Below are 25,055 nucleotides of genomic sequence, written 5' to 3'. Positions count from 1 at the left end.
ATTGATTTAGGTGCTTATCATATGAGCTTACGTAAACACGTTAAGCGATCGATATATTTTAGGGGAGTGACTTTTCTATGGCAGAGAAAAAAATTATTGTTGTCGGTGGAGGACTTGCCGGTCTGATGTCAACAATTAAAGCTGCAGAACAAGGTGCGCATGTAGATTTATTCTCAATCGTACCTGTTAAACGTTCGCACTCTGTATGTGCCCAAGGTGGTATTAACGGTGCGGTAAATACCAAAGGTGAAGGGGATTCTCCTTGGATTCACTTTGATGATACAGTCTATGGTGGGGACTTCTTAGCGAACCAACCACCAGTAAAAGCTATGGCTGAAGCTGCACCATCAATTATCCATTTATTAGACCGTATGGGTGTAATGTTTAGTAGAACGAAAGAAGGTCTTTTAGACTTTAGACGTTTCGGTGGTACACTTTACCACAGAACCGCTTTTGCAGGTGCTACTACAGGTCAACAACTATTGTATGCACTTGATGAACAAGTACGTTCATTCGAAGTAGATGGACTCGTTACGAAATATGAAGGATGGGAATTCTTAGGTATAGTCAAAGATGATGAAAATGCTGCAAGAGGTATTGTTGCTCAAAACATGACCACTTCAGAAATTAAATCATTTGGATCAGATGCAGTTATCATGGCAACAGGTGGTCCGGGTATCATCTTTGGTAAGACAACAAACTCAATGATTAATACAGGATCAGCAGCATCAATTGCCTACCAACAAGGTGCTAAATATGCAAACGGGGAATTTATTCAAATTCATCCAACTGCCATTCCTGGTGACGATAAATTACGTTTAATGAGTGAGTCAGCACGTGGTGAAGGTGGTCGTATTTGGACGTACAAAGACGGTAAACCTTGGTACTTCTTAGAAGAGAAATATCCTGATTACGGTAACTTAGTTCCTCGTGATATTGCAACGCGTGAAATCTTTGATGTATGTATTAATCAGAAATTAGGTATTAACGGCGAAAACATGGTTTACCTTGACTTATCTCATAAAGATCCACATGAATTAGACGTTAAACTTGGTGGTATCATTGAAATTTATGAGAAATTCACAGGTGATGACCCACGTAAAGTACCGATGAAGATTTTCCCAGCGGTTCACTATTCAATGGGTGGTTTATATGTAGACTATGATCAAATGACAAATATTAAAGGTCTATTTGCTGCTGGTGAATGTGATTTCTCACAACATGGTGGTAACCGCTTAGGAGCGAACTCATTACTATCAGCAATCTATGGTGGTACTGTCGCAGGACCTAATGCGATTAAATATGTAGAAAATGTTGAAACAACATATACTGAATTAGATGATAGCATTTACCAAAAACGTGTAGATGAAGAACAAGAACGTTTTGACAAATTATTAAATATGCGTGGTACTGAAAATGCATACAAACTTCACCGTGAACTTGGTGAAGTTATGACAGCGAACGTAACAGTTGTACGTGAAAATGATAAATTATTAGAAACAGACAAAAAAATCGTTGAATTAATGAAACGTTATGAAAATATTGATATGGAAGATACGCAAACGTGGAGTAACCAAGCTGTATTCTTCACTCGTCAATTATGGAACATGTTAGTTTTAGCACGTGTTATTACAATTGGTGCATACAATCGTAATGAATCTCGTGGTGCGCATTACAAACCAGAATTCCCTGATCGTAATGATGATGAGTGGTTAAAAACAACATTAGCTGAATATCAAGGTAGAGAAGAAGCACCTAAATTTACTTATGAACCAGTCGATGTAAGTTTAATTCCACCACGTAAACGTGACTATACAAGTAAGTCTAAAGGAGGTAAAAAATAATGGCTGACAATCAATCAGTAAAAGAAACTCCCGAAGAACTTCGCCAAAACGATAGTAAAACAAATGAGACAGAACAACAAAAGCCAAAACAAAAATCAATTAAATTGATTATTAAACGACAAGATAATCAAGACTCTAAACCATATGAAGAAACATTCGACGTTCCTTATAAAGAAAACATGAATGTGATTGCATGTCTCATGGAAATTAGACGTAACCCAGTAAATAGTAAGGGTGAAAAAACAACACCTGTTACTTGGGATATGAACTGTTTAGAGGAAGTTTGTGGTGCTTGTTCTATGGTTATCAATGGTCGTGCAAGACAATCATGTTCAGCAATCGTTGATCACTTAGAACAACCAATTCGTTTAGAACCAATGAGTACGTTCCCTGTAATACGTGATTTACAAGTAGATCGTACAAGAATGTTCGATAACTTGAAACGTATGAGAGCATGGATTCCAATTGATGGTACGTATGATTTAGGACCAGGACCACGTATGCCTGAGAAAAAACGTCAAACCGCTTACGAATTGTCTAAATGTATGACTTGTGGTGTTTGTTTAGAAGTGTGTCCGAATGTTACACCTAAAAATAAATTCGTTGGTGCCCAAGCAATTTCTCAAGTTCGTTTATTCGACTTACATCCAACAGGTGCAATGACCAAAGACGAACGTTTAGATGCGTTAATGAGCGCCGGTGGTTTACAAGAATGTGGTAATTCTCAAAACTGTGTGAATGCCTGTCCTAAAGGTATTCCTTTGACAACGTCAATCGCTGCTATGAATAGAGAAACAACATTCCATATGTTTAAATCATTCTTCGGTTCAGACCATAAAGTTGATTAATACTTTTTAAAAAGTTAAAGATAGCAAAAATCATAATTAGTGACAACTTAACGAATTTACAGTAGTTGATAGAACTGAGAAAATGTGTAAATCAAACTTTTCTCAGTTCGAGTCATATGTAAGGGGTAGGGCAATGAATTCAAAAAGAATTATGTCCTACCCCTTACTTTTTTGTTGTCATTTAAATGTGTAAAAACGTTTACTCAATCGGATTAGTCAAACTCTCAACATGTATATGGTAAAATAACTATACTATGTGTTATAAGGATGAATGAAAATGAATAAACCAATTGGTGTTATAGATTCAGGCGTAGGTGGTTTGACTGTAGCAAAAGAAATTATGCGTCAATTACCTAATGAGACAATATATTATTTAGGAGACATTGCAAGATGTCCATATGGTCCAAGACCTGGAGATGAAGTAAAAGCATTTACTACACAACTCGCTAACAAACTAATGCAGTTTGATATCAAAATGCTAGTTATAGCGTGTAATACTGCGACTGCTGTTGCATTAGAATATTTGCAACAAGTGTTGCCTATTCCTGTTATTGGGGTTATTGAGCCAGGCTCCAGAACGGCTATTATGACAACTAAGAACCAAAAAGTTTTAATTCTTGGGACAGAAGGGACAATAAAATCTGAAGCGTACAGACATCATATTAAACGCATTAACCCTAATGTGCATGTATATGGCGTAGCTTGTCCTGGTTTCGTCCCGTTAGTTGAACAAATGCGCTACAATGATCCTACCATTACAAGTATTGTCATTCATCAAACGTTAAAACAGTGGAGAAATACAGAGGCAGATACAATAATTTTAGGTTGCACACACTATCCATTGTTATATAAACCAATCAATGATTACTTTGGAGGAGAGAAGAAAGTTATTTCCTCTGGACTAGAGACAGCGCGTGAAGTAAGTGCTTTATTAACGTTTAGTAATGAACACGCGAGTTATACGCGCCATCCAGAGCATCGATTTTTCGCTACTGGAGATACCGTACATATTAAAAATATAATTTTGCAATGGTTAAAATTAGATGTTGAAGTTGAGCGCATCAGTGTAGATGCTTAGTGAGGAGGAATTATAATGGCAGATATCGTAATCGCTACAAACAATAAAGGTAAAATTAATGACTTTAAATCTATCTTTCCCCACGATAATGTGATAGGTATATCAGAGCTTATCGCAGATTTCGATGTAGAGGAAACTGGAACAACTTTTGAAGAAAATGCACGGTTAAAGTCAGAAGAAGCTGCAAAAGTGTTAAATAAACGTGTTATCGCAGACGACAGTGGTTTAGAAGTATTTGCGTTAAATGGGGAACCGGGTGTCTATTCAGCTCGATATGCCGGTCTAGACAAGAGCGATGATGCTAATATTGATAAATTATTAAAGAATTTAAATGGTATTGAAGAGCGTGAGGCACAATTTGTTTGTGTCATTAGTATGAGTGCACCTAATGAGCCGACGCAAACTTTCAAAGGAACAGTATCTGGTGTAATTACGACTGAGAGACAAGGTGAGCATGGTTTCGGATATGATCCTGTATTTTATGTTCCTGAAAAAGGTAAAACCATGGCACAACTCACAACAACAGAAAAAAGTGAAATTAGTCATAGAGGTAATGCAATTAAGAAATTAAATGCTTATTTGGAGAGTGAATCAATATGACAAAGTGGCTTATCGTCAGTGACAATCATACAGAACCTGGTATTTTATACCATATTTATGAATCACATAAAGACGCTGAAATGTTACTACATTTAGGTGACTCTGAATTCGAATACAATGACACAGAGTTAAGTCTATTTAAAAGAGTAAAAGGAAATTGTGACTTTTATCCTGAATTCCCAAATGAGGAAGTTGTAGAAGCTAAAGGTATTAGAGCCTTTTATACACATGGCCATTTATATTCAGTTAATCAAACGCGCATGCACCTAGCTGAGAAGGCTAAATCACTTAGATGTCAATTTGCTTTCTATGGTCATACTCACGTCGCAAAATATGAACACTTTAGTGGTGTACACGTTATTAACCCAGGCAGTATATCACAATCCCGCAGTAGTATTGAAGAAACGTTTGCAGAACTCCGCATTGATGAACAAAATATGAATGCAATTTTAAACTTTAGAAATCGTGACAACCGTATTATAGAAACAATAGAATTCGAAATTTAGCAAAGAAACACTTAGGCAAAAGTCGTTGCCTAAGTGTTTTGATTTTAGATAGGACAGAATTCAAATTAAATAAGTCATGTAGGATGAAGGTATTAAATTGAGAAGTAAAAACGAACCACTTCGGCACTTTACTTAGCAATAAGCGCATGGTTGCTTTCAATTATTAATTTAGTACTTACGGTTTAAATCATATTGAGGCTTGATAAATTAGAAAAAGCAGATATAAAAGTGTTAAGCACGTGTCAAAATAGTTCAGTTTTCTTCTGTTTTGTTCGAAAACAAAAAAGCCGAAAGCCTATAATAACGGGCTTTTCGACTTTGTTCAAAAGTTATATAACGTCCTGGGAGGGATACTATAAACCTTATAACGACGGGTTTCATGGGGTTTTGAGTCCCTAATGGGTCCCTAAAAATCACATTGCGCTTATTATTTGCGTTGCTTTTTCATCTTCTTCTTTGTAAGTTTCTTCAAGTAAATGTGAATAAACTTCTGTGGTTACTGATATATTTTTGTGTCCTAGTCTTTTCGAAATGTAATATATAGAAATGCCTTTGGCTAATAAATATGAACAGTGAGTGTGACGTAAAGCATGTGAAGTGATTTCTTTGATACCTAGATTTTTACAATATACTTTTAAACGTTTATTAACTGCATTGTTTGTTAATTCTCCAAATACAGTACCGTCGATAGTTCTAGGTAATTGATCAATAGACTTAATAATATGGTTCATGTCTTTTTGACTAATAGACACGTAACGTGGTGACGAATCTGTTTTATGCTCATCAATATATATTTCACTTTTAACTTGGTTGATATATTCACGCTTTAGATTCAAAGCACCACTTATACGGCAACCAGTACATATCATGATGAATAGTACAAGTGATGATGCATTATCTTTAGTCATCAAATGCTGTTTTAACACTTCGTAGTCTTTTAGATTGATATACTTACTATCTTCACTTTTATTAGGGTTATTTGCTCTATAACTCACTTTAAAAGTAGGGTTTTTAGATATAAGTCCTTCATATACTGCATCGTCTAACGATGTTCTAATATAGCCGTTTAGCTTCCTAATAGATTCTTTAGAATGGTGTTTTGAAAATTCATTAATAAAATCTTGATAGTGGTATCTCGAAATATCCTTTAATTTTTTCTTGCCAATAGGGTGGTTATTGATATGTTCAATTGCGGAGGTATAGGACTTATATGTTTTAGGTGTTACAGTCGATTTTTTAAATGTTTCACACCATGTTTTGAAATAGTCATATAACGTTAAATTAGGTTCGTATTCAATACCTTGCTTTAATTCGTTTAACTTATCTAACCCTGCAGAATTAGCCTCTCTCTTTGTTCTAAAACCTTTCTTTCGATATCTCTTACCCTCGTATTTAAACTCATATTGCCATTTTTTACCGTCATAACATCGTGTTTGCATGCTATCCCTCCTCAAAAAAGGTAAAAAATAATAAGGGTAGATGGACTACCCAAAACTTCAAATTTTATAAAAATATGATATACTAAATAAAAATGGTGGTGATGATAATGCTTGGTTTAATTAAAGATAAAATTAAACAAACTGAAATAGAGCGGAAAAGTATGTCTAAAAATCATCGTGAAAACTTTAATAAAACGAAAGAAAAAATTGAATTGCATAGAGATAAAACTAAAATTAGTGATGTTCAAAATCATGTAAAAAAAGAATTATCTAGACACTTTTGAAAATTCTAATCCTATCGGATGGATAATATCATAAGTGTCTTTTTCTAATCCTAAAATTGGGCTGGTTATAGATAAAATTAATTCAGGAAGACCTTTATTAACTACTTTATGCAATGCAGTTGCGCTATTAGACATAATGTTTCTTCCATCTATGGTTAAATCTGTTTTTAAAACTCTGCCTAAACCTTCAACACTAACGCTACTAATTAAAATAAGAGCTTCCGAATCAATTCTCAAATTGTTTTTATTCCCAATCAAAATCTGATTATCCTTGATTAATATCACTTTATCCCTTAGATAATTTTTTATATGTGAAGTTAAGGTACCTAAACCTTTAAATACTTTAGCGGCTTCGTAATTATCAAGATAATTCTCTGCTTCTACTTTATTATTGAATATTGTGTTTTTTGTTGACTTGTTTTTATTCAATATGTTTTTAGCAGTGTTGACATTCTTTTTAATATCTTCTATTTCCGGAAAATAATTTTCAGCCTCGTCATAAAAAGATAGTCTGAATAACAAATCTCCTGAGAAAAAATTGCCAATAGTATTTATGTCGTAAAACTCATACTCACCCTCTATTTTTATGAAGTCGTATAAATTTGCTTGGCTAGAATCCAAAATATTGCCCTCTTTTTCTAGGACATCATAAACTTTATTATACAAAAAATCATCATAGACTTTCTTTACTCCGATTTTAAAGGTTTCATTATTTAAAAATTCAATAGCTTTTCTTTCAGATGTTTGATTTTCATTTTTTCCATCCAAGCTAGCTCCAGGCAAACTCGCTTTTGCACCCGTTGTTTTTTTCTCATCTGTTCCAAAACTATCAGTAATATTCTCACCTTTATTTTCAGTTTGTTCATCGATAAGTTCAAGTATATTTCCTTCAAATAGTTGTGCAGAAATACTTGAAACAGCATCTGTGTCCAGGTAAATAAAATCTTTCATTATGAATTTCCCTTCATTTAATATTTTTATATCCATATACTCTCAACGGCTCAAACGTAATAGCATAATTGCAGTAGTGAATTTTAATTAATAGGTTCAACTTCATCTAATATTTCATTTTGACGTTTTTCCATTGCTTCATATTCTTCGTCGCTTACATCTTCCTCAAACATTTTATCTGATAGATCAAAATATTCTTTTTGAAGTTTAGCTTCTTTTTCTTCTTGTGCTTTTCTATCAGCTTCTATTTGTTTATCAACTTCGTCATAATCTATCATTCCCGCGTCTGTACCAGGAGTTGATTCAGAAGAATTAGAATTATCATATACTGATTTTTCTTGACCGTTTTCAACTTTTAAAGAGCTTTCATAAGCTGCACTAGCTGGACCTTCCATAACGTTACCTTGGGGGATCACACTGTTGGCTACTGCGCTATTGTAAGCTTGTATTTTTTGTTCTTCGCTGTAATTACCGTATATAACAGATTCTAATGTGCTTCTATCTTTGATATTAGACAAGTCAACTTTTTGATTGTTCGATTCAGTAGATTTTTGTTCCTGATTGTTTTGATTCTCTTCATTAGAAGATTTTTCTTTATCTTCTTTCTTTTTATCTTTATCTTTTGACGTGTCTTTATTTTTCTTTGGATCATTAGACTTCTTATCGGATTTGCTTTCAGATTTTTTGTCATGCTCTTTTTTAGAATTGTCTTCACTTTGACCACATGCAGTTAATAATAGTGCTGATGATAATATAGCCGTTCCTAATAATTTGAATTTCATTTTTGTTGCTCCTTTATATATTTATATTAAAGCGTCACTAGGACATTTATTAAAATAGTTTTTGACTTGCTACAACTCTACCAATTATTTTTACTTCGTCATTTTTTCCATAAACTTGTGGGTAATGACTTTGATTATTAGATTCTGGAATTAATATAATTTGGTCGCCGTTGTATCTAATACGTTTAACAGTAGCGTTATAGCCATTAATCATAACGACACCTAACTGACCATTTTCAACAACAGAGTCTTTTTCTACCACAACGATATCGCCGTCTTGGAAAATCTTATCCATACTATCGCCAGACACTTTTAAACCAAATTCTTCTTTATCTGAATTAAGTTTGTTAGTAGCAAAGTATATGTAATCAATTAAATTTTCTTCACTATATATAGGTAAGCCTGCAGATATTTTTGAGACTACTGGAATCTTTTTGACTGGCAGGGTTTCGAGTTGAGGTTGTGGTTCTTTTTGAAATAAGTCTGTCGGAGTCACACCGAGAGCCTTGCAATAATTCATGATGTCTATTTCGTCAATACCACGAGTTCCATTTTCATGAGATGAAATAGTATTTTGTTTGTAACCAGTCAATTTGCTTAAATCAGTTTGAGTTATTTTTTTCTGTTTTCTAAGTTCTTTTATTCTTTTTCCTATTACATTTTTACTCATTTGGTATCACTCCTTGAGATAAATATATCACATCTATAATAAGGAAACAATAAAAATATTACAAATTGTGATAAAAAAAGTTTGAAATGTATCACGATACGTGATATAGTTTATATACAGTCATCGGAGGTGATAATAAATGACGGCAACAGATAAAAAGAAAATGCTTAAAGAAAAATATTTAAAACCTAAAACCAAATTGCGTAAATTACGACTATCTGAAGAATTTACCACTGATTACGTAGCAAGTTTAATCGGTTTGCAGCGTAGACAATACGAACAAAAAGAGCAAGGTAAATATCCATTCAACGATTATGAAATGGAAATTTTAGCTAACACATTTGACGTTAGCATAGAAGATATTTTTTTTAATTATTAATATCACATTACGTGATAAAGGAGGGGTTTGATGGGAGAACCTAATTTATTAAGAACAGTTGTAACTGTTCAAAACGGCTTATTTGAAGTGCATGCTACTGGAGAAATATATAGAAACACTAAACATGGCAGAAAAAAATGTAAACCATTTGGTATTTCTCGTAACAAAAAGTATTTGGCAGTAACTGCATATAAAGACGGTAAGCAAAGACATTATTATGTTCATAGATTATTAGCAGAAGCTTTTATACCCAATCCTGAAAATAAACCTCAAGTAAATCATATAGATGGAAATTCTAGAAATAATAAACTTGAAAATTTGGAATGGGTTACTGCAAAAGAAAATGTTGAACATGCTTATAAAATTGGTCTTGTGCCAACGTTAAAAACAGCAAAAGAATGCATTACTTGCACAAACAAAACAATGAGTAAAGATGGCGTTTGTTCAGAATGCAAAATTAATAGTAAAAGAATTGAAAATAAAATAAAAAGAGATTTAGAAATTTATAATACAGTGTCTGATGTAGAAACTTCTATTTTAACTGACAAAGAACTTAGAGCCGTAAATTTGAGGCTTGAATCAATGACTTACGAACAAATTGCTAAAGAAATGGGAGTTACAAGACAAAGGGTTGAGCAGTTAATTAAAAGAGGCATCGAAAAGTCTGACGCTTATAAAAAAGGATGTTACAAACCTAAATCTCCTAAATCTAGATATAATCCAGTAGAAAAAAATAAACTTTGGAATTTAAGAAAGTCAATGAAGATTAATCAAAATGAATTAGCAAAATTACTACAAATAACAAAGGCCTCATATTCTAAAAAAGAAAGTGGAGCTAATGAATTTAAATTGAGTGAAATAAAAAAACTTTGTGAGTTTTTCGGAAAAACTTTCGAAGATATATTTTAACCCACAATCGAACAAACAAATTAAAGGAGGAAATGGAATGTTCAAACGTAAAAAGAAAAACAGAATTGAATTAAAAGTCAATATAACAAACCGCAATGAATTAGATGAATTGCTGGAGACAATTCAAAAAGACATTGCAGTTTTAAAAGATGATTTTGATAAATTAGATCAATTTAAAATTACTTTCGATTTAGAGTAATCTCAACCCCACACTTCGGACAATTAGCTTTATAATTTCTGAATTTGAAAGTCGCTTTTTTATCACAAGCTGGACATTTCATTTTCTTATCAAATTTAGCTAATTGTTTATCCAAAGCTTTTCGAAAGTCCTTATCAAATTGTTTTTCATCAAAATCAATAGAAACATTTGACTTTTTAGCCATAGGCAACACCTCCCTTCATTAAGGGATAACGACATTATACACGAAAGGAGTATCTAAGATGACGCAAACTTTAACCGTATCTGTACCAATACCCGAAACACACGTACTTGTCGCTAAAGATGAATACGACGAGTTATTAAGTTATTCACTAGATCCAGTTTGGGACTTAAAAGAATTGAAACGCAAATTGAAAATGTCATCTGACGAAACTATCAAAGACAGATTACTATTCAATCCTAAGTTTGAGAAATTACTCAAAAAGCAAGGCATCGCACATTATCCAGATGAAAGTTTAAATCGTTGGAGATTTAACGCTAGAAAGATGAGCAATTTCATCGACGAACATTTTGAAGAAATTCATAAGGGGATGAAGAAATGACAAATGACGATAAAACGTTTGTACTAACAGGTTTTATGTTTATTGCAGTGTTCTTTCTATTATTAATCGCATTAAATGTGTTTATCACTAATGCAGCTGCAATTGCATTGTTAGTAGCTATGCTAACCTATTTATTCTTTGACACTTGTTACTACGTAAAAAAAGACTGAGTGCTACGCCAATAGCAAACAGTCAAGCACATATTAAATAAAATTCATATTAATAATATAACAGGAGGACTAATCGTGCAAGAGGTAACTATATCTTTAAAAGAATATAACAACCTACTTAAAGATAGGGGCGATTTAACGCTAGTTAGTCTGCAAAATGGTTATTTACAACGCCAATTAGATACTGCAAACGAACATATAGATGCTTTGAATGACAGTATCAATCATTATATCAAGATGTATCAAAGCGCAGATGCTAGAGCAGACAGGGCGGATAAACGATTGGAGGAGTATGTGAATGCAAGAGCCAATATTAAATTGTGAAGTAGAGTATCGCATTAAAGATAATTACTTTGGACGCTGGATCACTAATAAACCTACTGCTCAAGAATATGCTAATTACAATGCTTTAAGACGTAATGCTCGTAAATTCGATGGTTTGCAAGATATAGACATTGACTGGGATAAACACTTGATTGAAGTATCAACAATCGAAACGAAAGAAACACGTAAAGTATACAGTTTTGAAGATTTGGAGGAGGTAAACGATGGCTGAACAACCTAGCTTCTCAGATAAGTTTAGAGAATTAAACAGTAGAGATGTAAGTGCGCATGTTGAGAAAAAACAAAATTTAAATTACTTATCGTGGGCGTATGTACAACAAGAATTAACTAAAGAAGATCCAAATTATACAGAGAGAGTAATTGAATTTCCTTATCCAGATAGTAATAACGAAAACTTTTTCGTACCTTACCTTAAAACGAATGAGGGGTACATGGTATGCGTCGAATTAACAGTGTTCGGTGTAACTAAACGTGAATGGTTGCCAGTTTTAGATTACAGAAATAAACCAGTAACGGTTGGTAGTGCTACTGCGATATTTGATATTAACAAAGCAACTAAGCGATGCATGGTTAAATGTGCAGCTAAGTTTGGACTAGGCAACTACTTATATTTAGGTGAAGAAGGGCCAGATGTAAATGATAGTGATGTTGCAGATTTAGAAGAGCGTATTAAACAATTCGTAACACTATCAAAAGAAAAAGGTAGAGATGCAACGCTTGATAAAACAATGCGTTGGTTAGGTATTCAAAATATTAACAATGTAACTCAAAAAGATATAGCAGTTGCGCATCAAAAATTAGATGCAGGACTAAAACAATTAGATAAGGAGAATACAAATGACTAATTTAACTATTTTGACAGGACGTATTACTAAAGATTTAGAACTAAAGCAAGCAGGACAAACTCAAGTAACTAACTTCTCGTTAGCAGTAGATAACCCATTCAAAAAAGACGACACATCATTTTTTGACATCGTAGCATTCGGTAAAACTGCTGAACTACTTAATAACTACTGTGGTAAAGGTAGCAAAATTTTAATTGAAGGTAACTTGAAACAAGATAGATTTCAAGACAAAGAAGGAAACAATCGTTCAGTAGTGCGAGTGATTGCTAACAGAATTGAATTTTTAGATAGCAAAGGTAGTAATCAACAAAACGGCCAACCTCAACAGCAACGAGTACCAGCAGGGAATAATCCGTTTAGTAATGGTATCAATGATATAGACGATTCTACACTTCCTTTCTGATGAGGTGATTAAATGAATGAAATTTGGAAAGACATTGAAGGATTTGAAGGAATTTATCAAGTTAGTAATAAAGGTGAAGTTAGACGGTTACAATACCGAAGTTTTAGAAAAGATGGTTCAAGTAGAGTTTTGAAACCTAAAATATTAAAAGGAAAAGGAAATAAAAGGCCTCATAAAAGAGTTTCGCTGTGGAAAAACCACAAATCACATGATTTTTGGGTTCATCGTTTAGTTGCTTATGCATTTATCCCAAAAATCGAAGGGAAGGAATATATAAATCATAAAGATGGTAACCCTAGAAATAATAATGTTGAAAATCTTGAATGGTGCACAATTGCTGAAAACAACCTACACGCTTGTCGTACAGGATTGAGAAAAAATTCTTATAAGGTGAAGTTGACCCGTATTAAAGATGGTAAAGTTTTTGAATTTCCAACCCAACGTGAAGCCTCAAAATTTATAGGTAGAGCTCAAGCGTGCGTTGGCAGACATTTAAGAAACAAAACTTGTCCTAAAGATATAAATGGCAACTATTATTTAGCGGAAAGAATGTGACGTTCATGCAATACATTGCTAAATACAAAGAGAATGACGAGGGAAATTTCGATGTGTTGTTGAGAAATGTTTCTTTGGATAATAAAGAAACTTTGTTAATAGATAATGGAATCAAAGTGGAGACGGACTTAAAAATACAAGATCCTTTCAAAGTTACAGATAAACAACGAAGAAAAATATTTGCACTTTGTAATGATATAGAATCGCATACTGGTCAACCCCGAGAATATATGAGAGAGATGTTTCAAGATTATGTAACGTTTTTATACGGCTACGATAAACGCATCTCATTAAGTGATTGCACACGTACACAAGCAAGCCGAATTATCGAGGTTACATTGGACTGGATATTCCATAACAATATCCCACTTAACTACAAAACAAGCGACTTACTCAAAAATGATAAAGCATTTCTATATTGGTCGACGGTCAATCGCAACTGCGTTATCTGTGGCAAACGTGGAGAACTAGCGCACCATAAAGCGATAGGTAGAGGTGCTAATCGTAGAAAAATGGATCATTACGGTTATGAAGTGCTGTGTCTATGTAGAGAACATCATCAATCGCAGCATGATATGGGAGTAGAAACCTTTGATAAATTACATCATCTTGAAAATTCATGGCTTTCAGTAGATAGAAGGTTAAACGATATGTTAAAGGGGCGTAGTTAGATGAAAGAAATTTGGAAAGATATACCAGGTTATGAGGGTTATTATCAAGCTAGTAATTTGGGGAGAATAAAGCGACTGAAAGGTAAATATATTCCTGACGAAAGGGTTTTGAAACCTCAAAAAAGGCCTAATGGCTATTTAGCTATAACATTATCGAAAGATAATTGTCGTATAACTAAATCAATTCATAGAATTGTAATGTTAGCGTTCATGGGCGAGTCAAAATTAACTGTCAATCATATAGATGGAGATAAACATAACAATAAATTAGAAAATTTGGAATACGTTACCTCCAGAGATAATTGCAGACATGTATTTGCATCAAAGATAAAACTCACTAATATTCAAAAATTCGAAAACGATATTATAAACGATTATGGTAAAGGGTTTAACTTAACAAAATTAATTAAAAAATATCACGTGGATTTGCGTGATTTGAAAAAACTTTTACTAAAAAATGGTTTTGAATTAAAAGAGCAAAGAACAGGAAATTACCCGAAAATTATAAATAAAAAAATCATAAATGAGATTCAAGCTATCTACAAAAATGATCCAGAAATAACTAACAAAGAAATATCTATTAAAACAGGCCTTTCTGTAACGACGGTAGGCAGAATATTAAAAGACATTTCTTAAACGCTATGCTGAAAGGAGAGAAAATAAATGCGATCAATAATGATTAAACCAGAGGATAGAATGAAAATTGCTCAACGCATAAACGAAATAAGATTAGATGCTAATATGCTCCAATCTGAATTTGGTGAGCGTTTAGGTGTAGGACGATTAGCTGTGTGTCGTTGGGAAAATAGAGCGCAGTTACCACCAATGAAAACAATTAGAAGAATGGCAGAGGAATTCAACACTACGCCAGAGTGGATATTGTATGGAAGTGATGAAGTATGAGTGACAAAGTAAAAACTAGTATTACTGGTTACGGACTTGTATTTAAAAGAGTAATGAAAGATAGAAATATCAGTATAGAAGCTAAAGCATTGTACAGTTATTTATCAGCTTATGCTGGTGCAGATGAAAGTGCATTTCCTAGTGTAAATTTAATCAAACATGAATTAGGTATTGGTAAACACCGATTTCTAAGAGCGAAAAACGAGCTGATTAACAACGGTTATTTAATGGTTGATAGGAAGCAGACTAAGAATATTTACGGAAGTAATTTATACACATTGTTCCATAGTCCTCGACAGGCTAATGGTCGACCCGTCGATGACCGACCCGCCTATGACCGACCGGTCGACAGTCAACCCACTACAAATAACAGTATTACAAATAACAGTATTACAAGTAACAGTAAGACAATTAATAATAGCGCAACTGACGTTACGCGTGAACGCTTTGAGGAATGGTGGAAACTTTACGATAAAAAGCTAGATAAGAAGAAAGCATTTAGCTTATTCAAATCAGCACTTAAAAAACATGGATTCGACACCATTATGAATGGGACTAGAGAATATCTAAAAACAATTACAGATAAACAATATCAAAAGTACCCTAAAACCTTCCTATCACAAGAAAGTTATTTAAATGACTTTAGCGAAGAACTACAACCTAGTGGCATGGATCAACTTAACAGAATGAAGTATGACGAAAGTTATTGGGACTAGGAGTGATAAGACATGCAATCATTAGGAAGTTTAGCAAGGAATATCAAGCCTAATCGAAACATTGTAGAAGAAGAACATAACCTAAAATGTGAAAGATGTGGTAATACCTACGACTATTACAAATTTAGTAATGGCAAAGAATTTAGACATGGTTGTGAATGTGAATTGATTGAAATAGGAAAAAAAGAAAGAGCGGAAAGAAAAGAGAAATATCTCAACCGTATCTTTAATCAATCTAATGTGAATGCGTCTTTACGTGATGCGACAGTCAATAGTTATCAACCTCAAAATAATCATCAAATACAAGCTAAGAATACAGCGATAGAGTATGTTAAAGGCTTTTCGGTAGATAAACCTAAGTCGTTAATACTACAAGGCTCGTATGGTACTGGAAAAAGCCATTTAGCTTATGCCATAGCAAAGGCAATTAAACAGCAAGGGTATTCAGTAGCTTTTATGCACATACCAATGCTTATGGAACGTATCAAAGCAACGTACAATCGTAACGCTACTGAAACAACAGATGAGTTAGTGCAGTTACTAAGCAGCATTGATTTGCTCGTACTTGATGATGTGGGTGTAGAAAACACTGAACACACATTAAACAAACTATTTTCAATCGTAGATAACAGAGTAGGCAAGAATAACATCTTTACTACTAACTTTAGCGATAAAGAATTAAATCAAAATATGAACTGGCAACGGATCAACTCACGCATGAAACAAAATGCGAGAACGGTTCGAGTGTTGGGAGAAGATTTCAGAGGACGTGACGCATGGTAACGATAGATGACATCAAACTAAATCTTGAGTGTTCAGATGTGTATGCTCAGAAACTCATAGAATACGCACAGGACGACCAAGACAAGTTGGAGGATATATACTTCCAGAAACTTGCAGAACGTCGTGTGAGGGAGGCTTTGGTTGAATATGGGCCTTAGAGAAAATCAACCTAATGCTTATGACCTGTTCGAAAGTGACGGTTGGAAAATGTTGAGAGTGCTGCCTAGAGATGATGGCACTTTCAACTTAACCAACTTAGGTGGAATGGCTGATAAACATTTTAAGCAGTATGTGACAAAAGAAGAATTAGCGAAGATGAAAAGAAAACATAAGCTGTTCAGACGAGAAGAACTGAAACAGCAGACAACAATAGATGATTTTCTATGGGAGTGACAACGTGAGTAAATACAATGCTAAGAAAGTTGAATATAAAGGTGTCGTGTTCGATAGCAAAATCGAATGCGACTACTACCAATATTTAGAACGTAACTTAGGTAAGGGATATGATCGTATCGAGTTGCAACCTAGATATGAATTAATACCTAAACTCGATAAGCAACGTAAAACAGAATATATCGCAGACTTTGCACTATTCAAAGATGATGTGCTAGTCGAAGTGATAGACGTAAAAGGAATGCCAACAGAAGTAGCGAAGTTGAAAGCGAAAATGTTTAGACATAAATATCCAAAAGTAAAACTCACATGGATATGTAAAGCGCCTAAATATACAGGTCAAGAATGGATAACGTATGAAGAATTAAGCAAAGTACGCAGGGAGCGTAAGAAGGAGTTGAAGAGAAATGTCTAAATTAGCAGTTACATTCAAAATCGAAGGCACCGCTTACATTATTCCGGATAACGAAAAGCAGACGGAAGAGCAGGTGCTTGAGATGGCAGAGAAGTACCCAAACGAATTTGACAAACACTTAGATATTAAAAAAGTAGAAAACCTTAGCGTTATATCAGAGGGGTGGAAGTGACACCATGATAAAAGTGAATTTAAACGGTAAACGTTACAGATTGTGTGATGTATATAAATATTTTGATGTATCAGATAGCACAGTTAGGAAACGTTATGCAAAAGGTTTACGTGGACCAGAATTAATACATGGTAAAGGAGTATATGAATATGGTGCAGATGTACGAAAGAAATGAAAAGCAATTAACAGCTAAGCAGTTGTATGAGATACAGCAAGCTAAACTTAGACACGAAAGAGCGTTGAAACGTAAACGTAGAGAAGAACGTATTGCTAGGGCTAAACGTGCAGAACGTGAGGTTGCTAAGCACAGAGTGAACACTAGATACTTTAAAAATCTAGTACAAAATAATCTTGTGGTTAAAGTCAAGACAGATCAATACGGCAATGTACAGAGGGGGTAGCGGAATGGAAAATGTAAGAATAATTGATTTAAAAGTAGACAATATTGTTCAGTTTCAAGCGGCATTTAAAGGTATTACTGCTATGCAAACGGCCATAGTCAATCGTGTGTATGCAAAAGAAATACTATTAAAAACAGTTTGGTATGCAGAGGTAGAGAATGCAGGTGGTTATAAATTCACACTTACAGATAATGATGATTTTATCAGAGTAAACGAGCCGTTCACACGTAAGGTGGATATGCAGGAAGAACAAGATGTAGTAAATAAACCGAAACATTACACTTACGGTGATATTGAAGTCATTGATTACATTGAGCAAGTAACAAAGAACTACAAGCCAGAATTAGCATTTGCGATTGGTAACGCAATTAAATATATCAGTCGTGCTAATCATAAGAATGGTAAAGAAGATTTAGATAAAGCACGTTGGTATTTAAATCGTGCATTTGAGAAATGGGAGGACTAACAATGATCTATTTAGGTGGCGATATGCTTAGCATAGGGCAACAAATGCGTCGTGAGTGGGAGAAGCAAGAGTTACAACGATTAGGCTTTAAAGTGTACGCACCACATGACGATAAAGACATCAACGATAAAGCAAATGCTAATCAAGATAAACTAGCAGAACGTATTGTGTTTAATGACACATTAGGCATGGAAACAAGCGATGTAATGATATTCGACTACTTACCTCATGCACAAGGGACAATTTGCGAAATGGGGTACGCACAGCGTCTTAAAAAAGAAAGTGAGAATGATATTAAGATCTATGTTCAATGTACCGATATCAGACAAGGTACAGGACATATTTCAGACGAGCAGGACCGAGCAGAGTTCAGCATCAATCAATATGTGTATGGCGTAATTATGGATATCACTGATAGTAGAGGTATTCAAACGTTTGATGAGATATGTGAGGAGTTGGTGGAAGAATGATTAACAAAATTTTAAACATCAATGACAGTTACAAAGCACCACAGCGTATTATGGATATCCTGTATGGCGATATAGAAGAACGTAACAAAATATTTATGGAGTTTCTCGAGGCGTTTGATAAAGACGTCAATTATGACTGGTTTCATGAATACTTTCAAGATGAACATGCTAATCGTAAGAAACACAAGCAAGACTTTACACCGCAATCAATTAGCAAATTACTTGTGGAAATGGTAGCAGACAGTAAAGGCGATTACTACGAGCCAGCAGCAGGTACAGGTGGCATTGTGATTGAGAAATGGAATAAGGATAGAATGAAACACTCGCCTTTTGATTATGAGCCTAGAATGTACTTCTATACAGCAGAAGAATTAAGCGATCGTACTATTCCTTTCTTACTATTCAATATGCTTATTCGTGGAATGAATGGCGTAGTTGTTCAATGCGATGTGCTTACTAGAGAGGCATATGGCGCATGGTTTATACAAAACGATGCTAACGACCACTTAGGCTTTAGTAGTTTGAATAGATTACCTTATACAGAAGATATCGAGAAAGAGCTTAATATTAAATTTGTAGAGCATAAATACCCAGATATTAGACAGACAGAAGGTGTACCAGCGTGGCTAGTGTCCTAAAGTTAAGCGAAACAGTAAAACAGACATACAAATATCAAACAAAAGGTAAATCGCCTACCGAAGTTCAGCACGAACTAAAGGATATGGGCATTGAAGGTTTTGTTATTCGTATGACAAATGTACATGTAACAATGCGAGTACCGAGAGAAAGTAAGGATATGAACAGGGAGTGTGTAAGGAATGCCAAAGATTAAAGTTAAAAAACAAATGAATTTACCGGAGTTACTCGCGTGGGGTATGACGGCACATAATTATGAAACTGAAGAAAAATTTCATAACGAAAATGTGTCGGTATATTTTAATGATATCGGAGAACCTAGAATTGAATGTAAGTATCGTTTTATCCCTTCTTATGAAACTTTCACGGTCGAAATTGAAGAAGAAATTACGGAGGAAACGGCAATTTCTAGACTTTTAGAAGTTAGAAATGCAATACCTTCAAAAGAGAAAGGTTGGAAAGACTTAAAAATATTAAAATCTTATATGTACGGTAACCACACTATTGCAGAAGTGAAAAACGAATATACTGTTGCTTTTTACATGCTTAATGATGATATGACGATGACTTTACTGTGGAAGGACGGTGCTATGGTGTAATGACAGTAACATTATCACAAAAAAGTTATAACGCATTGCTTGATGATCTTGAGAAATTGCGCAAGTGCAATATAGATTTGGAAGAAAAATTGAATAAAGAGATTAAATTAAGTTATGAAATAGAAGGTAATTTATATGATGTATCAAAAGAACGTGACAAGATAATCGATGATATGGCAGAAGTGAAAAGGAAGGCAGAGGCGTTTGATTTTATTAGCAATTTTTATACAACTGAAATTGAACAAGCTATAAAAAATAAAGAGTTAAATCAATGCTTATTCTTATTAGATCAAATATTGGGAGATTTGGAGCGTGGTAGTGATGAGTAAGTGGCAAACGATTGAAAAGTTAAAGAAACATCACACAGTTAAAAATAAAAATTTAAAAGCAATTTACATTGATGATAACAATGTTGAACAAGTACAAAAAGAAACAAATTGTTTTTTTATATTTCCTAACAAAAAGTTACTTATTGCTACTTTATCTTTTATTAATTATCCGTGTTACATGATTTGGATAAATCCTAGTGGTCACGGAACACCAAAATATTACTTTACAGATGAATATGAATTCGAAGAGTATTTCAAATTTAAGGAGGAACAATAAATGACTAACACATTAGATACTTTAATAGCGTTAAGCAAAGAATACACAAGACTGCTTGAAAAACGTAGAGAGTTAGAACCTGACTTATCTGCGTATGAGCCGGAAATATCAAATGAAAGAATAAAACGTACTGGATTAATGTTAAGACAAACTATGTTAGATGTTGAAAAAGGGAGAATGAAAAATGACTAACACATTAGAGTTCAAAATGTTATCGAAAGACGCAACTGAACCAGAACGTGGACGCTTAGATGCAGGGTATGACATCTTTGCAGCAGAAACAGTAATACTTGAGCCACAGGAGAAAGCAACAATTAGAACAGACATAGCTGTGAACATTCCAGAGGGGTATGTAGGGCTATTAACATCAAGAAGTGGTGTAAGTAGTAAAACACATTTAGTGATTGAAACAGGCAAGATAGACGCAGGTTTTCAGGGAAATATGAGGATTAATATTAAGAATGATGATTTACCGAGAATACCTAATTTACGTCAGGCTAAGTATAAGGGTTTAGAAAATTACTATATTAAAACAAATGGAAAGGAAACATATAGACTTGGTACTTACAAAATCAACAAAGGCGACAAACTAGCTCAACTTGTTATCGTACCTATTTGGACACCAGAGTTAAAAGAAGTAGAGGAGTTTAGTTATGTGTCAGAGAGAGGGACAGACGGGTTTGGAAGTACAGGGTACTAAGGACATACTAGAAAAAGTAAAAGAGGTGCTAGGGAAGTGAAACAATACCTAATCAGAGAATTCACAGATAGCACAGGTTATGTGCATGTCAATGTAGAAGAACCTAGAGAGAATGAGAAGATTTATATTGTAGAAGCGAATAGTAAAGAGCAGGCACAACTAAGACATACTGCTAACAAGATTAAAGAAAGGTTTAGAGTTTTAGGTAATGTTATGAAAAATTTGTCAAGAAAGCTAGGTGATAGGAATGATTAAACGCATACTAAAAATATGGTTCATCATCGGAATGTATGAACTTAGTAAATATCTAACTAACGAACTTATCGTGAAGTTGCAGAGTGTAGATGATGTTGATACTGCACCTAAAGGCTTTGCTAGTGAGTGGGATCAGATTGATTTGAATAAAATTAGGGTGGAGGTGAGTGAGTAGTGTGGATAGCATTAACTATTATACTCGGCATACTTCTACTCATAGTGATAGGCAACAACACAGTGTTACGTCAGGAGTTAGATGCACTGAAATACACCAACGTATATCTCTTTAGTAAGTTTGTAAGAGAAAGTGATATAGAAGATATTGAACGTGAGATAGAGAGAGCGAAGAAACAGTTTAAGTAATGGAGGTAATCATTTGTACACACGTAATGAAGTTAAGAAGATGATCAATGATTATAAGTGGATGCGTAACATCATAGAGTCACAGGTGTATGATGCAAATAGTACTTCAATAGCACAATATGGCATAGAAGCAGTGATGCCTAAAGCTAAAGGTGGTACAGGTGATAAGGTGTTAGTTAAGGTACTGAATAGGAATAGAGAGTATAGACGCAACCTTAAGCTACTTAATAAGATAGAGTTTATAGATAAGTATGAAGAGTACATTACAGATGAGAAGAATTTCCACATACTTCAAATGCTTAAGCTTAATATGCAGCATAAGACTATTAAAGATTTAATGGAGATTAATAGTGACTCTAAGTTCTATGCATGCATTAATGAGATAGTCAATGTATACATGGATGCACAACAAGGACACTACGATAATGAGAAGACATCGAAGAGATAGAAGACATCGAAGGGAATGTGCAATCAATATATAAACAGATTTATAATATAGATATACGATAATGATTACACAGGCACAGCACATTAGTGTTGTGTCTTTTTGTTTGGAGTAACAGAGATGAGCAAATCATATGCAGATTATATAGAACAACGAACCAAGAACAAAGGTTTTTATTCAAATGCCAAATGGCGTAAGACAAGACTGAAGGTGTTAGCACGTGACCATTATGAATGTGTGATGTGCAATGCAGAAGGTAGATTGACGATTAATCAGAAACAATCACTAGAAGTTGACCACATTATTGAATTAGAAAAGCAACCAGAACTTGCATACGATTTAAGTAACTTAAGAACCTTATGTAAGTATCATCATAATAAAAGGCATGGCAGATTTGAACATAATCCAAATAATCGAAAAAACAAATTCAACGATGAACAGTGGTAAAAAATAAAATTGTATAAAAATGTTATTTAATTCAAAAAATAAAAAAGTGTAAAAAGTGTCAAATACCCCCGGGTAAAATAATCGCACCACAAAAGGAATCACGGAAACCGGCGCTTGGGTCAACTCCGCAGATTTATTCATCAAAAAGATACGTAAGGGGGCCTGACATTTCGAAAAAATAAAAAAATAAAAAAATGAGCAAAGGGGGGGAGGGTCTTGAAAAAGGATAAATACCTCAAAGATAAATTAACAGCTAGTCAAATTAAACGAATTAACGCTTCTGAAGATTACTTAATGGAACAGATAGATACAGATAATGATATAGAAGTTGAGAAAGTTGAACGCTATACCAACTTACTTAAATTGTTTTACGCGTTAGACGTTTATATCGAACAGCCTGGACCAATTACAGTAGTGAAAAATGCTTCACAAGAGTATATCAAACCTAATCCTGCAATAGCAGAGAAGAATAAAGTGAATGGTTCATTGTTAGCTTTAGAGAAATCATTCCATTTAGAAAGAAAAGCCGAAGAAAGACGCAGACAAGAACAAGCGAAAGGACCTGATTTAACATGAAGATACCTAAACATGTTACAGACTATATAGAAAAATATAAATCAGGCAATGTAATTTTTAATGATGAACGTGCAGATCTTGTTTCTTTCCTTGAAGATAACATCTTACATCGTGATGATTTATATTTTGATAATCAGAAAATAGAAGATTACATCAAATTTAGTGAGAAATGGTTTTTCAAGCTACAGGATTTTCAAAAATTCATTTCATGTTTTGTTTTCTTATACGAGAACGATACCAAGACACCTTACTTTTCAGAGTTTTTCATTTCAATGGCTCGTGGTGGCGGTAAAAATGGATATATTAGTACGTTAGCAGCGTTCTTCATGACACCATTGCACGGTATTCCTAAATATAATATGTCGGTTGTAGCTAATAGTGAGAAACAAGCGTTAGTAAGTTTTAGAGAAATCTATGAAATGATAGAAAGTAACAACTTATATATTACAGGCGAACGACCTAATAACCCTTTTTATTTAAGTAAAGTTTATGTGGAAGGTACAAGCACTAAATCACAATTCTTATTTGATACTTCTAATGAAAAAACAAAAGATGGCGCTCGTGAAGGTTGTATTTTCTTTGATGAAGTACACGCTTATGAAAAAGATACAATTATTAACATCAAACGAAGTGGACTAGGTAAAGTTGCTCATCCTCGTACTTTCTACATAGGTACAGACGGATATGTAAGAGAAGGTTTTTTAGATAGATTAAAAGATAGAGCGGAAAATGTCTTAAAAGGTATTAATCCAGAAGATAGACTTTTTCCTTTCATCTGCAAAATCGATGACAAAAAAGAAATAGATAAACCGGAACTTTGGGAAAAGGCAAATCCAATGTTTGAAAACCCTAAAAGTGAATATGGCGCTCAATTATTTAAAGAAGTGCATCAACAATATCTAGGACTTCAATTTAATCCATCTAACCGACCAGAATTTATGACTAAACGAATGAACATGCCTGAAACCGACACACAAAGTGTTGTAGCACCGTGGGATGACATAATGGCTACAAATCGACCTATACCCCCACTTGAAAACAATGAATGTATTGGTGGTCTTGACTATGCAAGTTTAAAAGACTTTGCAGCAGTCGGTTTACTATTTAGATCTGGTGATGATTATATTTGGAAAACTCATTCATTCGCTAGAAAGGAATTCCTTGATAAATATAAATTAAAACCACCTATTCACGAATGGGAGAAAAAAGGCTTGCTTACTATTGTAGATGAGCCAACGATAAATCCTAAACATATAATTGATTGGTTTATTGAAGCACAAAAGAATTATGGATTACAAAAAATCGTAGCCGATAACTTCCGTATGGACTTACTTAGACCGTTGTTTGAAGATGCAGGCATCGAATATGAAGTAATAAAAAACACTCGTGCAATTCAATCATTACTTGCACCAAGAGTTGAAGATATGTTCGCACAACATCATCTTATCTTTGGTGATAACCCTCTAATGCGTTGGTACACGCAAAATGTAGCCGTTAAGATACGCAAGGACGGTAATAAAGAGTATGAAAAGAAAGAGCCAATAAGACGTAAAACTGATGGTTTCCAAGCCCTTATACATGCATTGTATAGAGCAGATGATTTAAAAGATTCTAATTTAGAAGAAGAAATCAATCTGTTAAGGGGCTTGAGATTTTAAAGGAAGGAGG

46 protein-coding genes are annotated in these 25,055 nt (G+C 34.0%); 41 read left to right on the top strand and 5 right to left on the bottom strand.

All coding sequences use genetic code 11. The features are described 5' to 3' along the window. The first annotated feature begins 77 nt into the window (after positions 1–77). The 5 genes from sdhA (at position 78) to KA878_RS06130 (ending at position 4,876) form a co-directional block, all read left to right on the top strand. Positions 78–1,844 carry a succinate dehydrogenase flavoprotein subunit gene (gene sdhA / locus KA878_RS06150; protein WP_075109223.1) on the top strand — a complete coding sequence of 589 codons (1,767 nt, stop codon included), beginning with the start codon at positions 78–80 and terminating at the stop codon, positions 1,842–1,844. Then, positions 1,844–2,692 (top strand): succinate dehydrogenase iron-sulfur subunit, encoded by an 849-nt coding sequence (gene sdhB, locus KA878_RS06145; protein WP_193839510.1) that lies wholly within the window; start codon positions 1,844–1,846, stop codon positions 2,690–2,692. The genes sdhA and sdhB overlap by 1 nt, the downstream gene beginning before the upstream one ends. 277 nt (positions 2,693–2,969) lie before the next feature. Then, positions 2,970–3,770, top strand: a complete 801-nt coding sequence (gene racE / locus KA878_RS06140; protein ID WP_193839509.1) for a glutamate racemase — start codon at positions 2,970–2,972, stop codon at positions 3,768–3,770. Between the two features lie 15 nt (positions 3,771–3,785). Next, positions 3,786–4,370: an XTP/dITP diphosphatase gene (locus KA878_RS06135; protein ID WP_075109224.1), complete on the top strand. Its 585-nt coding sequence runs from the start codon at positions 3,786–3,788 to the stop codon at positions 4,368–4,370. Then, positions 4,367–4,876 (top strand): YfcE family phosphodiesterase, encoded by a 510-nt coding sequence (locus KA878_RS06130; RefSeq protein WP_193839508.1) that lies wholly within the window; start codon positions 4,367–4,369, stop codon positions 4,874–4,876. Before KA878_RS06135 ends, KA878_RS06130 begins: the two co-directional genes overlap by 4 nt. A 413-nt stretch (positions 4,877–5,289) precedes the next feature. On the opposite strand, the gene KA878_RS06125 is transcribed toward KA878_RS06130, so the two are convergent. Then, entirely contained in the window at positions 5,290–6,315 is a 1,026-nt protein-coding gene (locus tag KA878_RS06125) for a tyrosine-type recombinase/integrase (protein ID WP_210142132.1), read from the bottom strand. A 107-nt stretch (positions 6,316–6,422) separates the two neighbouring features. On the opposite strand from KA878_RS06125, the gene KA878_RS06120 reads away from it, so the two are divergent. Continuing rightward, a complete protein-coding gene (locus tag KA878_RS06120; RefSeq protein WP_193839506.1) occupies positions 6,423–6,599 on the top strand; it encodes a hypothetical protein in 177 nt (58 codons plus the stop codon). Here the strand turns inward: KA878_RS06120 and KA878_RS06115 are convergent. The 3 genes from KA878_RS06115 to KA878_RS06105 all read right to left on the bottom strand — a co-directional run bounded on the left by KA878_RS06115 (position 6,582) and on the right by KA878_RS06105 (position 9,002). Next, positions 6,582–7,550: a DUF6414 family protein gene (locus KA878_RS06115; RefSeq protein ID WP_210142129.1), complete on the bottom strand. Its 969-nt coding sequence runs from the start codon at positions 7,548–7,550 to the stop codon at positions 6,582–6,584. The genes KA878_RS06120 and KA878_RS06115 overlap by 18 nt on opposite strands. Positions 7,551–7,633: 83 nt before the next feature. Then, positions 7,634–8,332 carry a hypothetical protein gene (locus KA878_RS06110; RefSeq protein ID WP_228480594.1) on the bottom strand — a complete coding sequence of 233 codons (699 nt, stop codon included), beginning with the start codon at positions 8,330–8,332 and terminating at the stop codon, positions 7,634–7,636. A 49-nt stretch (positions 8,333–8,381) separates the two neighbouring features. Continuing rightward, the gene (locus tag KA878_RS06105; protein ID WP_193839503.1) at positions 8,382–9,002 is read right to left on the bottom strand and encodes a LexA family protein; all 621 of its coding nucleotides are present in this window, start codon (positions 9,000–9,002) and stop codon (positions 8,382–8,384) included. Positions 9,003–9,141: 139 nt separating this feature from the next. Between KA878_RS06105 and KA878_RS06100 the strand changes: the two genes are divergently transcribed. Genes KA878_RS06100 through KA878_RS06090 form a run of 3 tightly spaced genes read left to right on the top strand, consistent with a single transcriptional unit; the run spans position 9,142 to position 10,489 of the window. Continuing rightward, positions 9,142–9,381 (top strand): helix-turn-helix transcriptional regulator, encoded by a 240-nt coding sequence (locus tag KA878_RS06100; RefSeq protein WP_019469756.1) that lies wholly within the window; start codon positions 9,142–9,144, stop codon positions 9,379–9,381. Positions 9,382–9,411: 30 nt separating this feature from the next. Then, positions 9,412–10,290: a helix-turn-helix domain-containing protein gene (locus tag KA878_RS06095; protein WP_210142127.1), complete on the top strand. Its 879-nt coding sequence runs from the start codon at positions 9,412–9,414 to the stop codon at positions 10,288–10,290. Between the two features lie 37 nt (positions 10,291–10,327). Further along, positions 10,328–10,489 (top strand): hypothetical protein, encoded by a 162-nt coding sequence (locus KA878_RS06090; protein ID WP_193839502.1) that lies wholly within the window; start codon positions 10,328–10,330, stop codon positions 10,487–10,489. On the opposite strand, the gene KA878_RS06085 is transcribed toward KA878_RS06090, so the two are convergent. Continuing rightward, a complete protein-coding gene (locus KA878_RS06085) occupies positions 10,470–10,673 on the bottom strand; it encodes a hypothetical protein (RefSeq protein WP_210142125.1) in 204 nt (67 codons plus the stop codon). The genes KA878_RS06090 and KA878_RS06085 overlap by 20 nt on opposite strands. Before the next feature lie 58 nt (positions 10,674–10,731). On the opposite strand from KA878_RS06085, the gene KA878_RS06080 reads away from it, so the two are divergent. The 32 genes from KA878_RS06080 (at position 10,732) to KA878_RS05925 (ending at position 25,045) form a co-directional block, all read left to right on the top strand. Beyond that, a complete protein-coding gene (locus tag KA878_RS06080; protein WP_210142124.1) occupies positions 10,732–11,052 on the top strand; it encodes a DUF771 domain-containing protein in 321 nt (106 codons plus the stop codon). After that, the gene (locus tag KA878_RS06075) at positions 11,049–11,222 is read left to right on the top strand and encodes a hypothetical protein (RefSeq protein WP_169301152.1); all 174 of its coding nucleotides are present in this window, start codon (positions 11,049–11,051) and stop codon (positions 11,220–11,222) included. The genes KA878_RS06080 and KA878_RS06075 overlap by 4 nt, the downstream gene beginning before the upstream one ends. Before the next feature lie 75 nt (positions 11,223–11,297). Continuing rightward, positions 11,298–11,546 carry a hypothetical protein gene (locus KA878_RS06070; protein ID WP_210142123.1) on the top strand — a complete coding sequence of 83 codons (249 nt, stop codon included), beginning with the start codon at positions 11,298–11,300 and terminating at the stop codon, positions 11,544–11,546. Next, complete coding sequence (locus KA878_RS06065; RefSeq protein ID WP_053017295.1) at positions 11,521–11,778, top strand: DUF2483 family protein; 258 nt, start codon at positions 11,521–11,523, stop codon at positions 11,776–11,778. The genes KA878_RS06070 and KA878_RS06065 overlap by 26 nt, the downstream gene beginning before the upstream one ends. Continuing rightward, a complete protein-coding gene (locus tag KA878_RS06060) occupies positions 11,771–12,412 on the top strand; it encodes a Sak single strand annealing protein (protein WP_210142122.1) in 642 nt (213 codons plus the stop codon). Before KA878_RS06065 ends, KA878_RS06060 begins: the two co-directional genes overlap by 8 nt. Beyond that, positions 12,405–12,815, top strand: coding sequence for a single-stranded DNA-binding protein (locus KA878_RS06055; RefSeq protein WP_210142121.1), 411 nt, complete (start codon positions 12,405–12,407; stop codon positions 12,813–12,815). Before KA878_RS06060 ends, KA878_RS06055 begins: the two co-directional genes overlap by 8 nt. 12 nt (positions 12,816–12,827) lie before the next feature. Continuing rightward, positions 12,828–13,370 (top strand): NUMOD4 motif-containing HNH endonuclease, encoded by a 543-nt coding sequence (locus tag KA878_RS06050; RefSeq protein ID WP_210142120.1) that lies wholly within the window; start codon positions 12,828–12,830, stop codon positions 13,368–13,370. Between the two features lie 5 nt (positions 13,371–13,375). Further along, positions 13,376–14,041, top strand: a complete 666-nt coding sequence (locus tag KA878_RS06045) for a putative HNHc nuclease (RefSeq protein ID WP_210142136.1) — start codon at positions 13,376–13,378, stop codon at positions 14,039–14,041. Next, the gene (locus tag KA878_RS06040) at positions 14,042–14,677 is read left to right on the top strand and encodes an NUMOD4 domain-containing protein (RefSeq protein ID WP_210142119.1); all 636 of its coding nucleotides are present in this window, start codon (positions 14,042–14,044) and stop codon (positions 14,675–14,677) included. Between the two features lie 27 nt (positions 14,678–14,704). Continuing rightward, positions 14,705–14,944 (top strand): helix-turn-helix domain-containing protein, encoded by a 240-nt coding sequence (locus KA878_RS06035; RefSeq protein WP_210142118.1) that lies wholly within the window; start codon positions 14,705–14,707, stop codon positions 14,942–14,944. Next, positions 14,941–15,660, top strand: coding sequence for a helix-turn-helix domain-containing protein (locus KA878_RS06030; protein WP_210142116.1), 720 nt, complete (start codon positions 14,941–14,943; stop codon positions 15,658–15,660). Before KA878_RS06035 ends, KA878_RS06030 begins: the two co-directional genes overlap by 4 nt. Positions 15,661–15,672: 12 nt before the next feature. Then, complete coding sequence (locus KA878_RS06025) at positions 15,673–16,443, top strand: ATP-binding protein (protein ID WP_210142114.1); 771 nt, start codon at positions 15,673–15,675, stop codon at positions 16,441–16,443. A gap of 147 nt (positions 16,444–16,590) precedes the next feature. Then, positions 16,591–16,836, top strand: a complete 246-nt coding sequence (locus tag KA878_RS06020) for a hypothetical protein (RefSeq protein WP_210142113.1) — start codon at positions 16,591–16,593, stop codon at positions 16,834–16,836. Between the two features lie 4 nt (positions 16,837–16,840). Next, the gene (locus tag KA878_RS06015; RefSeq protein WP_210142112.1) at positions 16,841–17,251 is read left to right on the top strand and encodes a DUF1064 domain-containing protein; all 411 of its coding nucleotides are present in this window, start codon (positions 16,841–16,843) and stop codon (positions 17,249–17,251) included. After that, positions 17,244–17,423 carry a hypothetical protein gene (locus KA878_RS06010; protein ID WP_210142111.1) on the top strand — a complete coding sequence of 60 codons (180 nt, stop codon included), beginning with the start codon at positions 17,244–17,246 and terminating at the stop codon, positions 17,421–17,423. The genes KA878_RS06015 and KA878_RS06010 overlap by 8 nt, the downstream gene beginning before the upstream one ends. 4 nt (positions 17,424–17,427) lie before the next feature. After that, on the top strand, positions 17,428–17,598 hold the full coding sequence (locus KA878_RS06005; protein WP_210142110.1) for a hypothetical protein: 171 nt from the start codon (positions 17,428–17,430) through the stop codon (positions 17,596–17,598). Next, positions 17,573–17,824: a hypothetical protein gene (locus KA878_RS06000; protein WP_193839487.1), complete on the top strand. Its 252-nt coding sequence runs from the start codon at positions 17,573–17,575 to the stop codon at positions 17,822–17,824. Before KA878_RS06005 ends, KA878_RS06000 begins: the two co-directional genes overlap by 26 nt. A gap of 82 nt (positions 17,825–17,906) precedes the next feature. Continuing rightward, positions 17,907–18,290: a DUF3310 domain-containing protein gene (locus tag KA878_RS05995; RefSeq protein WP_228480613.1), complete on the top strand. Its 384-nt coding sequence runs from the start codon at positions 17,907–17,909 to the stop codon at positions 18,288–18,290. A 2-nt stretch (positions 18,291–18,292) separates the two neighbouring features. After that, complete coding sequence (locus tag KA878_RS05990) at positions 18,293–18,760, top strand: nucleoside 2-deoxyribosyltransferase (protein ID WP_228480597.1); 468 nt, start codon at positions 18,293–18,295, stop codon at positions 18,758–18,760. Next, positions 18,757–19,398: an N-6 DNA methylase gene (locus KA878_RS05985; RefSeq protein WP_193839485.1), complete on the top strand. Its 642-nt coding sequence runs from the start codon at positions 18,757–18,759 to the stop codon at positions 19,396–19,398. The genes KA878_RS05990 and KA878_RS05985 overlap by 4 nt, the downstream gene beginning before the upstream one ends. A gap of 180 nt (positions 19,399–19,578) precedes the next feature. Further along, complete coding sequence (locus tag KA878_RS05980; protein ID WP_193839484.1) at positions 19,579–19,995, top strand: hypothetical protein; 417 nt, start codon at positions 19,579–19,581, stop codon at positions 19,993–19,995. Next, positions 19,995–20,324 (top strand): hypothetical protein, encoded by a 330-nt coding sequence (locus KA878_RS05975; RefSeq protein ID WP_193839483.1) that lies wholly within the window; start codon positions 19,995–19,997, stop codon positions 20,322–20,324. Before KA878_RS05980 ends, KA878_RS05975 begins: the two co-directional genes overlap by 1 nt. Next, positions 20,317–20,601, top strand: a complete 285-nt coding sequence (locus KA878_RS05970) for a hypothetical protein (RefSeq protein WP_228480598.1) — start codon at positions 20,317–20,319, stop codon at positions 20,599–20,601. The genes KA878_RS05975 and KA878_RS05970 overlap by 8 nt, the downstream gene beginning before the upstream one ends. Further along, positions 20,602–20,793: a hypothetical protein gene (locus tag KA878_RS05965; protein ID WP_210142109.1), complete on the top strand. Its 192-nt coding sequence runs from the start codon at positions 20,602–20,604 to the stop codon at positions 20,791–20,793. Beyond that, complete coding sequence (locus tag KA878_RS05960) at positions 20,786–21,301, top strand: dUTP diphosphatase (protein WP_210142108.1); 516 nt, start codon at positions 20,786–20,788, stop codon at positions 21,299–21,301. Before KA878_RS05965 ends, KA878_RS05960 begins: the two co-directional genes overlap by 8 nt. 36 nt (positions 21,302–21,337) lie before the next feature. Further along, complete coding sequence (locus tag KA878_RS05955; RefSeq protein ID WP_210142107.1) at positions 21,338–21,556, top strand: DUF1381 domain-containing protein; 219 nt, start codon at positions 21,338–21,340, stop codon at positions 21,554–21,556. Continuing rightward, entirely contained in the window at positions 21,549–21,731 is a 183-nt protein-coding gene (rinB, locus tag KA878_RS05950) for a transcriptional activator RinB (protein WP_210142105.1), read from the top strand. Before KA878_RS05955 ends, rinB begins: the two co-directional genes overlap by 8 nt. Next, a complete protein-coding gene (locus tag KA878_RS05945; RefSeq protein ID WP_210142103.1) occupies positions 21,731–21,919 on the top strand; it encodes a DUF1514 family protein in 189 nt (62 codons plus the stop codon). The genes rinB and KA878_RS05945 overlap by 1 nt, the downstream gene beginning before the upstream one ends. A 13-nt stretch (positions 21,920–21,932) precedes the next feature. Beyond that, positions 21,933–22,367, top strand: a complete 435-nt coding sequence (locus KA878_RS05940) for a hypothetical protein (RefSeq protein ID WP_210142101.1) — start codon at positions 21,933–21,935, stop codon at positions 22,365–22,367. A 117-nt stretch (positions 22,368–22,484) separates the two neighbouring features. Then, positions 22,485–22,811, top strand: a complete 327-nt coding sequence (locus tag KA878_RS05935; protein WP_210142099.1) for an HNH endonuclease — start codon at positions 22,485–22,487, stop codon at positions 22,809–22,811. 216 nt (positions 22,812–23,027) lie between these two features. Further along, the gene (locus KA878_RS05930; RefSeq protein ID WP_210142097.1) at positions 23,028–23,387 is read left to right on the top strand and encodes a hypothetical protein; all 360 of its coding nucleotides are present in this window, start codon (positions 23,028–23,030) and stop codon (positions 23,385–23,387) included. Next, positions 23,384–25,045 carry a terminase TerL endonuclease subunit gene (locus tag KA878_RS05925; RefSeq protein WP_210142095.1) on the top strand — a complete coding sequence of 554 codons (1,662 nt, stop codon included), beginning with the start codon at positions 23,384–23,386 and terminating at the stop codon, positions 25,043–25,045. Before KA878_RS05930 ends, KA878_RS05925 begins: the two co-directional genes overlap by 4 nt. The last annotated feature ends 10 nt before the right edge of the window (positions 25,046–25,055 follow it).

Origin of the sequence: Staphylococcus sp. GDY8P57P (genome assembly GCF_017892585.1) — a bacterium.
Lineage (GTDB): Bacteria > Bacillota > Bacilli > Staphylococcales > Staphylococcaceae > Staphylococcus > Staphylococcus borealis.
The sequence above is the reverse complement of the archived record's forward strand: the minus strand, read 5'-3'. Positions and strand labels throughout refer to the sequence as shown.

Excerpts from the sequence above, each read along its gene's own strand:
- sdhA (WP_075109223.1), top strand. The coding sequence starts at position 78 with ATGGCAGAGAAAAAAATTATTGTTGTCGGTGGAGGACTTGCCGGTCTG.
- sdhB (WP_193839510.1), top strand. The coding sequence starts at position 1,844 with ATGGCTGACAATCAATCAGTAAAAGAAACTCCCGAAGAACTTCGCCAA.
- racE (WP_193839509.1), top strand. The coding sequence starts at position 2,970 with ATGAATAAACCAATTGGTGTTATAGATTCAGGCGTAGGTGGTTTGACT.
- KA878_RS06135 (WP_075109224.1), top strand. The coding sequence starts at position 3,786 with ATGGCAGATATCGTAATCGCTACAAACAATAAAGGTAAAATTAATGAC.
- KA878_RS06130 (WP_193839508.1), top strand. The coding sequence starts at position 4,367 with ATGACAAAGTGGCTTATCGTCAGTGACAATCATACAGAACCTGGTATT.
- KA878_RS06125 (WP_210142132.1), bottom strand. The coding sequence starts at position 6,315 with ATGCAAACACGATGTTATGACGGTAAAAAATGGCAATATGAGTTTAAA.
- KA878_RS06120 (WP_193839506.1), top strand. The coding sequence starts at position 6,423 with ATGCTTGGTTTAATTAAAGATAAAATTAAACAAACTGAAATAGAGCGG.
- KA878_RS06115 (WP_210142129.1), bottom strand. The coding sequence starts at position 7,550 with ATGAAAGATTTTATTTACCTGGACACAGATGCTGTTTCAAGTATTTCT.
- KA878_RS06110 (WP_228480594.1), bottom strand. The coding sequence starts at position 8,332 with ATGAAATTCAAATTATTAGGAACGGCTATATTATCATCAGCACTATTA.
- KA878_RS06105 (WP_193839503.1), bottom strand. The coding sequence starts at position 9,002 with ATGAGTAAAAATGTAATAGGAAAAAGAATAAAAGAACTTAGAAAACAG.
- KA878_RS06100 (WP_019469756.1), top strand. The coding sequence starts at position 9,142 with ATGACGGCAACAGATAAAAAGAAAATGCTTAAAGAAAAATATTTAAAA.
- KA878_RS06095 (WP_210142127.1), top strand. The coding sequence starts at position 9,412 with ATGGGAGAACCTAATTTATTAAGAACAGTTGTAACTGTTCAAAACGGC.
- KA878_RS06090 (WP_193839502.1), top strand. The coding sequence starts at position 10,328 with ATGTTCAAACGTAAAAAGAAAAACAGAATTGAATTAAAAGTCAATATA.
- KA878_RS06085 (WP_210142125.1), bottom strand. The coding sequence starts at position 10,673 with ATGGCTAAAAAGTCAAATGTTTCTATTGATTTTGATGAAAAACAATTT.
- KA878_RS06080 (WP_210142124.1), top strand. The coding sequence starts at position 10,732 with ATGACGCAAACTTTAACCGTATCTGTACCAATACCCGAAACACACGTA.
- KA878_RS06075 (WP_169301152.1), top strand. The coding sequence starts at position 11,049 with ATGACAAATGACGATAAAACGTTTGTACTAACAGGTTTTATGTTTATT.
- KA878_RS06065 (WP_053017295.1), top strand. The coding sequence starts at position 11,521 with ATGCAAGAGCCAATATTAAATTGTGAAGTAGAGTATCGCATTAAAGAT.
- KA878_RS06060 (WP_210142122.1), top strand. The coding sequence starts at position 11,771 with ATGGCTGAACAACCTAGCTTCTCAGATAAGTTTAGAGAATTAAACAGT.
- KA878_RS06055 (WP_210142121.1), top strand. The coding sequence starts at position 12,405 with ATGACTAATTTAACTATTTTGACAGGACGTATTACTAAAGATTTAGAA.
- KA878_RS06050 (WP_210142120.1), top strand. The coding sequence starts at position 12,828 with ATGAATGAAATTTGGAAAGACATTGAAGGATTTGAAGGAATTTATCAA.
- KA878_RS06045 (WP_210142136.1), top strand. The coding sequence starts at position 13,376 with ATGCAATACATTGCTAAATACAAAGAGAATGACGAGGGAAATTTCGAT.
- KA878_RS06040 (WP_210142119.1), top strand. The coding sequence starts at position 14,042 with ATGAAAGAAATTTGGAAAGATATACCAGGTTATGAGGGTTATTATCAA.
- KA878_RS06035 (WP_210142118.1), top strand. The coding sequence starts at position 14,705 with ATGCGATCAATAATGATTAAACCAGAGGATAGAATGAAAATTGCTCAA.
- KA878_RS06030 (WP_210142116.1), top strand. The coding sequence starts at position 14,941 with ATGAGTGACAAAGTAAAAACTAGTATTACTGGTTACGGACTTGTATTT.
- KA878_RS06025 (WP_210142114.1), top strand. The coding sequence starts at position 15,673 with ATGCAATCATTAGGAAGTTTAGCAAGGAATATCAAGCCTAATCGAAAC.
- KA878_RS06020 (WP_210142113.1), top strand. The coding sequence starts at position 16,591 with ATGGGCCTTAGAGAAAATCAACCTAATGCTTATGACCTGTTCGAAAGT.
- KA878_RS06010 (WP_210142111.1), top strand. The coding sequence starts at position 17,244 with ATGTCTAAATTAGCAGTTACATTCAAAATCGAAGGCACCGCTTACATT.
- KA878_RS06005 (WP_210142110.1), top strand. The coding sequence starts at position 17,428 with ATGATAAAAGTGAATTTAAACGGTAAACGTTACAGATTGTGTGATGTA.
- KA878_RS06000 (WP_193839487.1), top strand. The coding sequence starts at position 17,573 with ATGGTGCAGATGTACGAAAGAAATGAAAAGCAATTAACAGCTAAGCAG.
- KA878_RS05995 (WP_228480613.1), top strand. The coding sequence starts at position 17,907 with ATGCAAACGGCCATAGTCAATCGTGTGTATGCAAAAGAAATACTATTA.
- KA878_RS05990 (WP_228480597.1), top strand. The coding sequence starts at position 18,293 with ATGATCTATTTAGGTGGCGATATGCTTAGCATAGGGCAACAAATGCGT.
- KA878_RS05985 (WP_193839485.1), top strand. The coding sequence starts at position 18,757 with ATGATTAACAAAATTTTAAACATCAATGACAGTTACAAAGCACCACAG.
- KA878_RS05980 (WP_193839484.1), top strand. The coding sequence starts at position 19,579 with ATGCCAAAGATTAAAGTTAAAAAACAAATGAATTTACCGGAGTTACTC.
- KA878_RS05975 (WP_193839483.1), top strand. The coding sequence starts at position 19,995 with ATGACAGTAACATTATCACAAAAAAGTTATAACGCATTGCTTGATGAT.
- KA878_RS05970 (WP_228480598.1), top strand. The coding sequence starts at position 20,317 with ATGAGTAAGTGGCAAACGATTGAAAAGTTAAAGAAACATCACACAGTT.
- KA878_RS05965 (WP_210142109.1), top strand. The coding sequence starts at position 20,602 with ATGACTAACACATTAGATACTTTAATAGCGTTAAGCAAAGAATACACA.
- KA878_RS05960 (WP_210142108.1), top strand. The coding sequence starts at position 20,786 with ATGACTAACACATTAGAGTTCAAAATGTTATCGAAAGACGCAACTGAA.
- rinB (WP_210142105.1), top strand. The coding sequence starts at position 21,549 with ATGATTAAACGCATACTAAAAATATGGTTCATCATCGGAATGTATGAA.
- KA878_RS05935 (WP_210142099.1), top strand. The coding sequence starts at position 22,485 with ATGAGCAAATCATATGCAGATTATATAGAACAACGAACCAAGAACAAA.
- KA878_RS05925 (WP_210142095.1), top strand. The coding sequence starts at position 23,384 with ATGAAGATACCTAAACATGTTACAGACTATATAGAAAAATATAAATCA.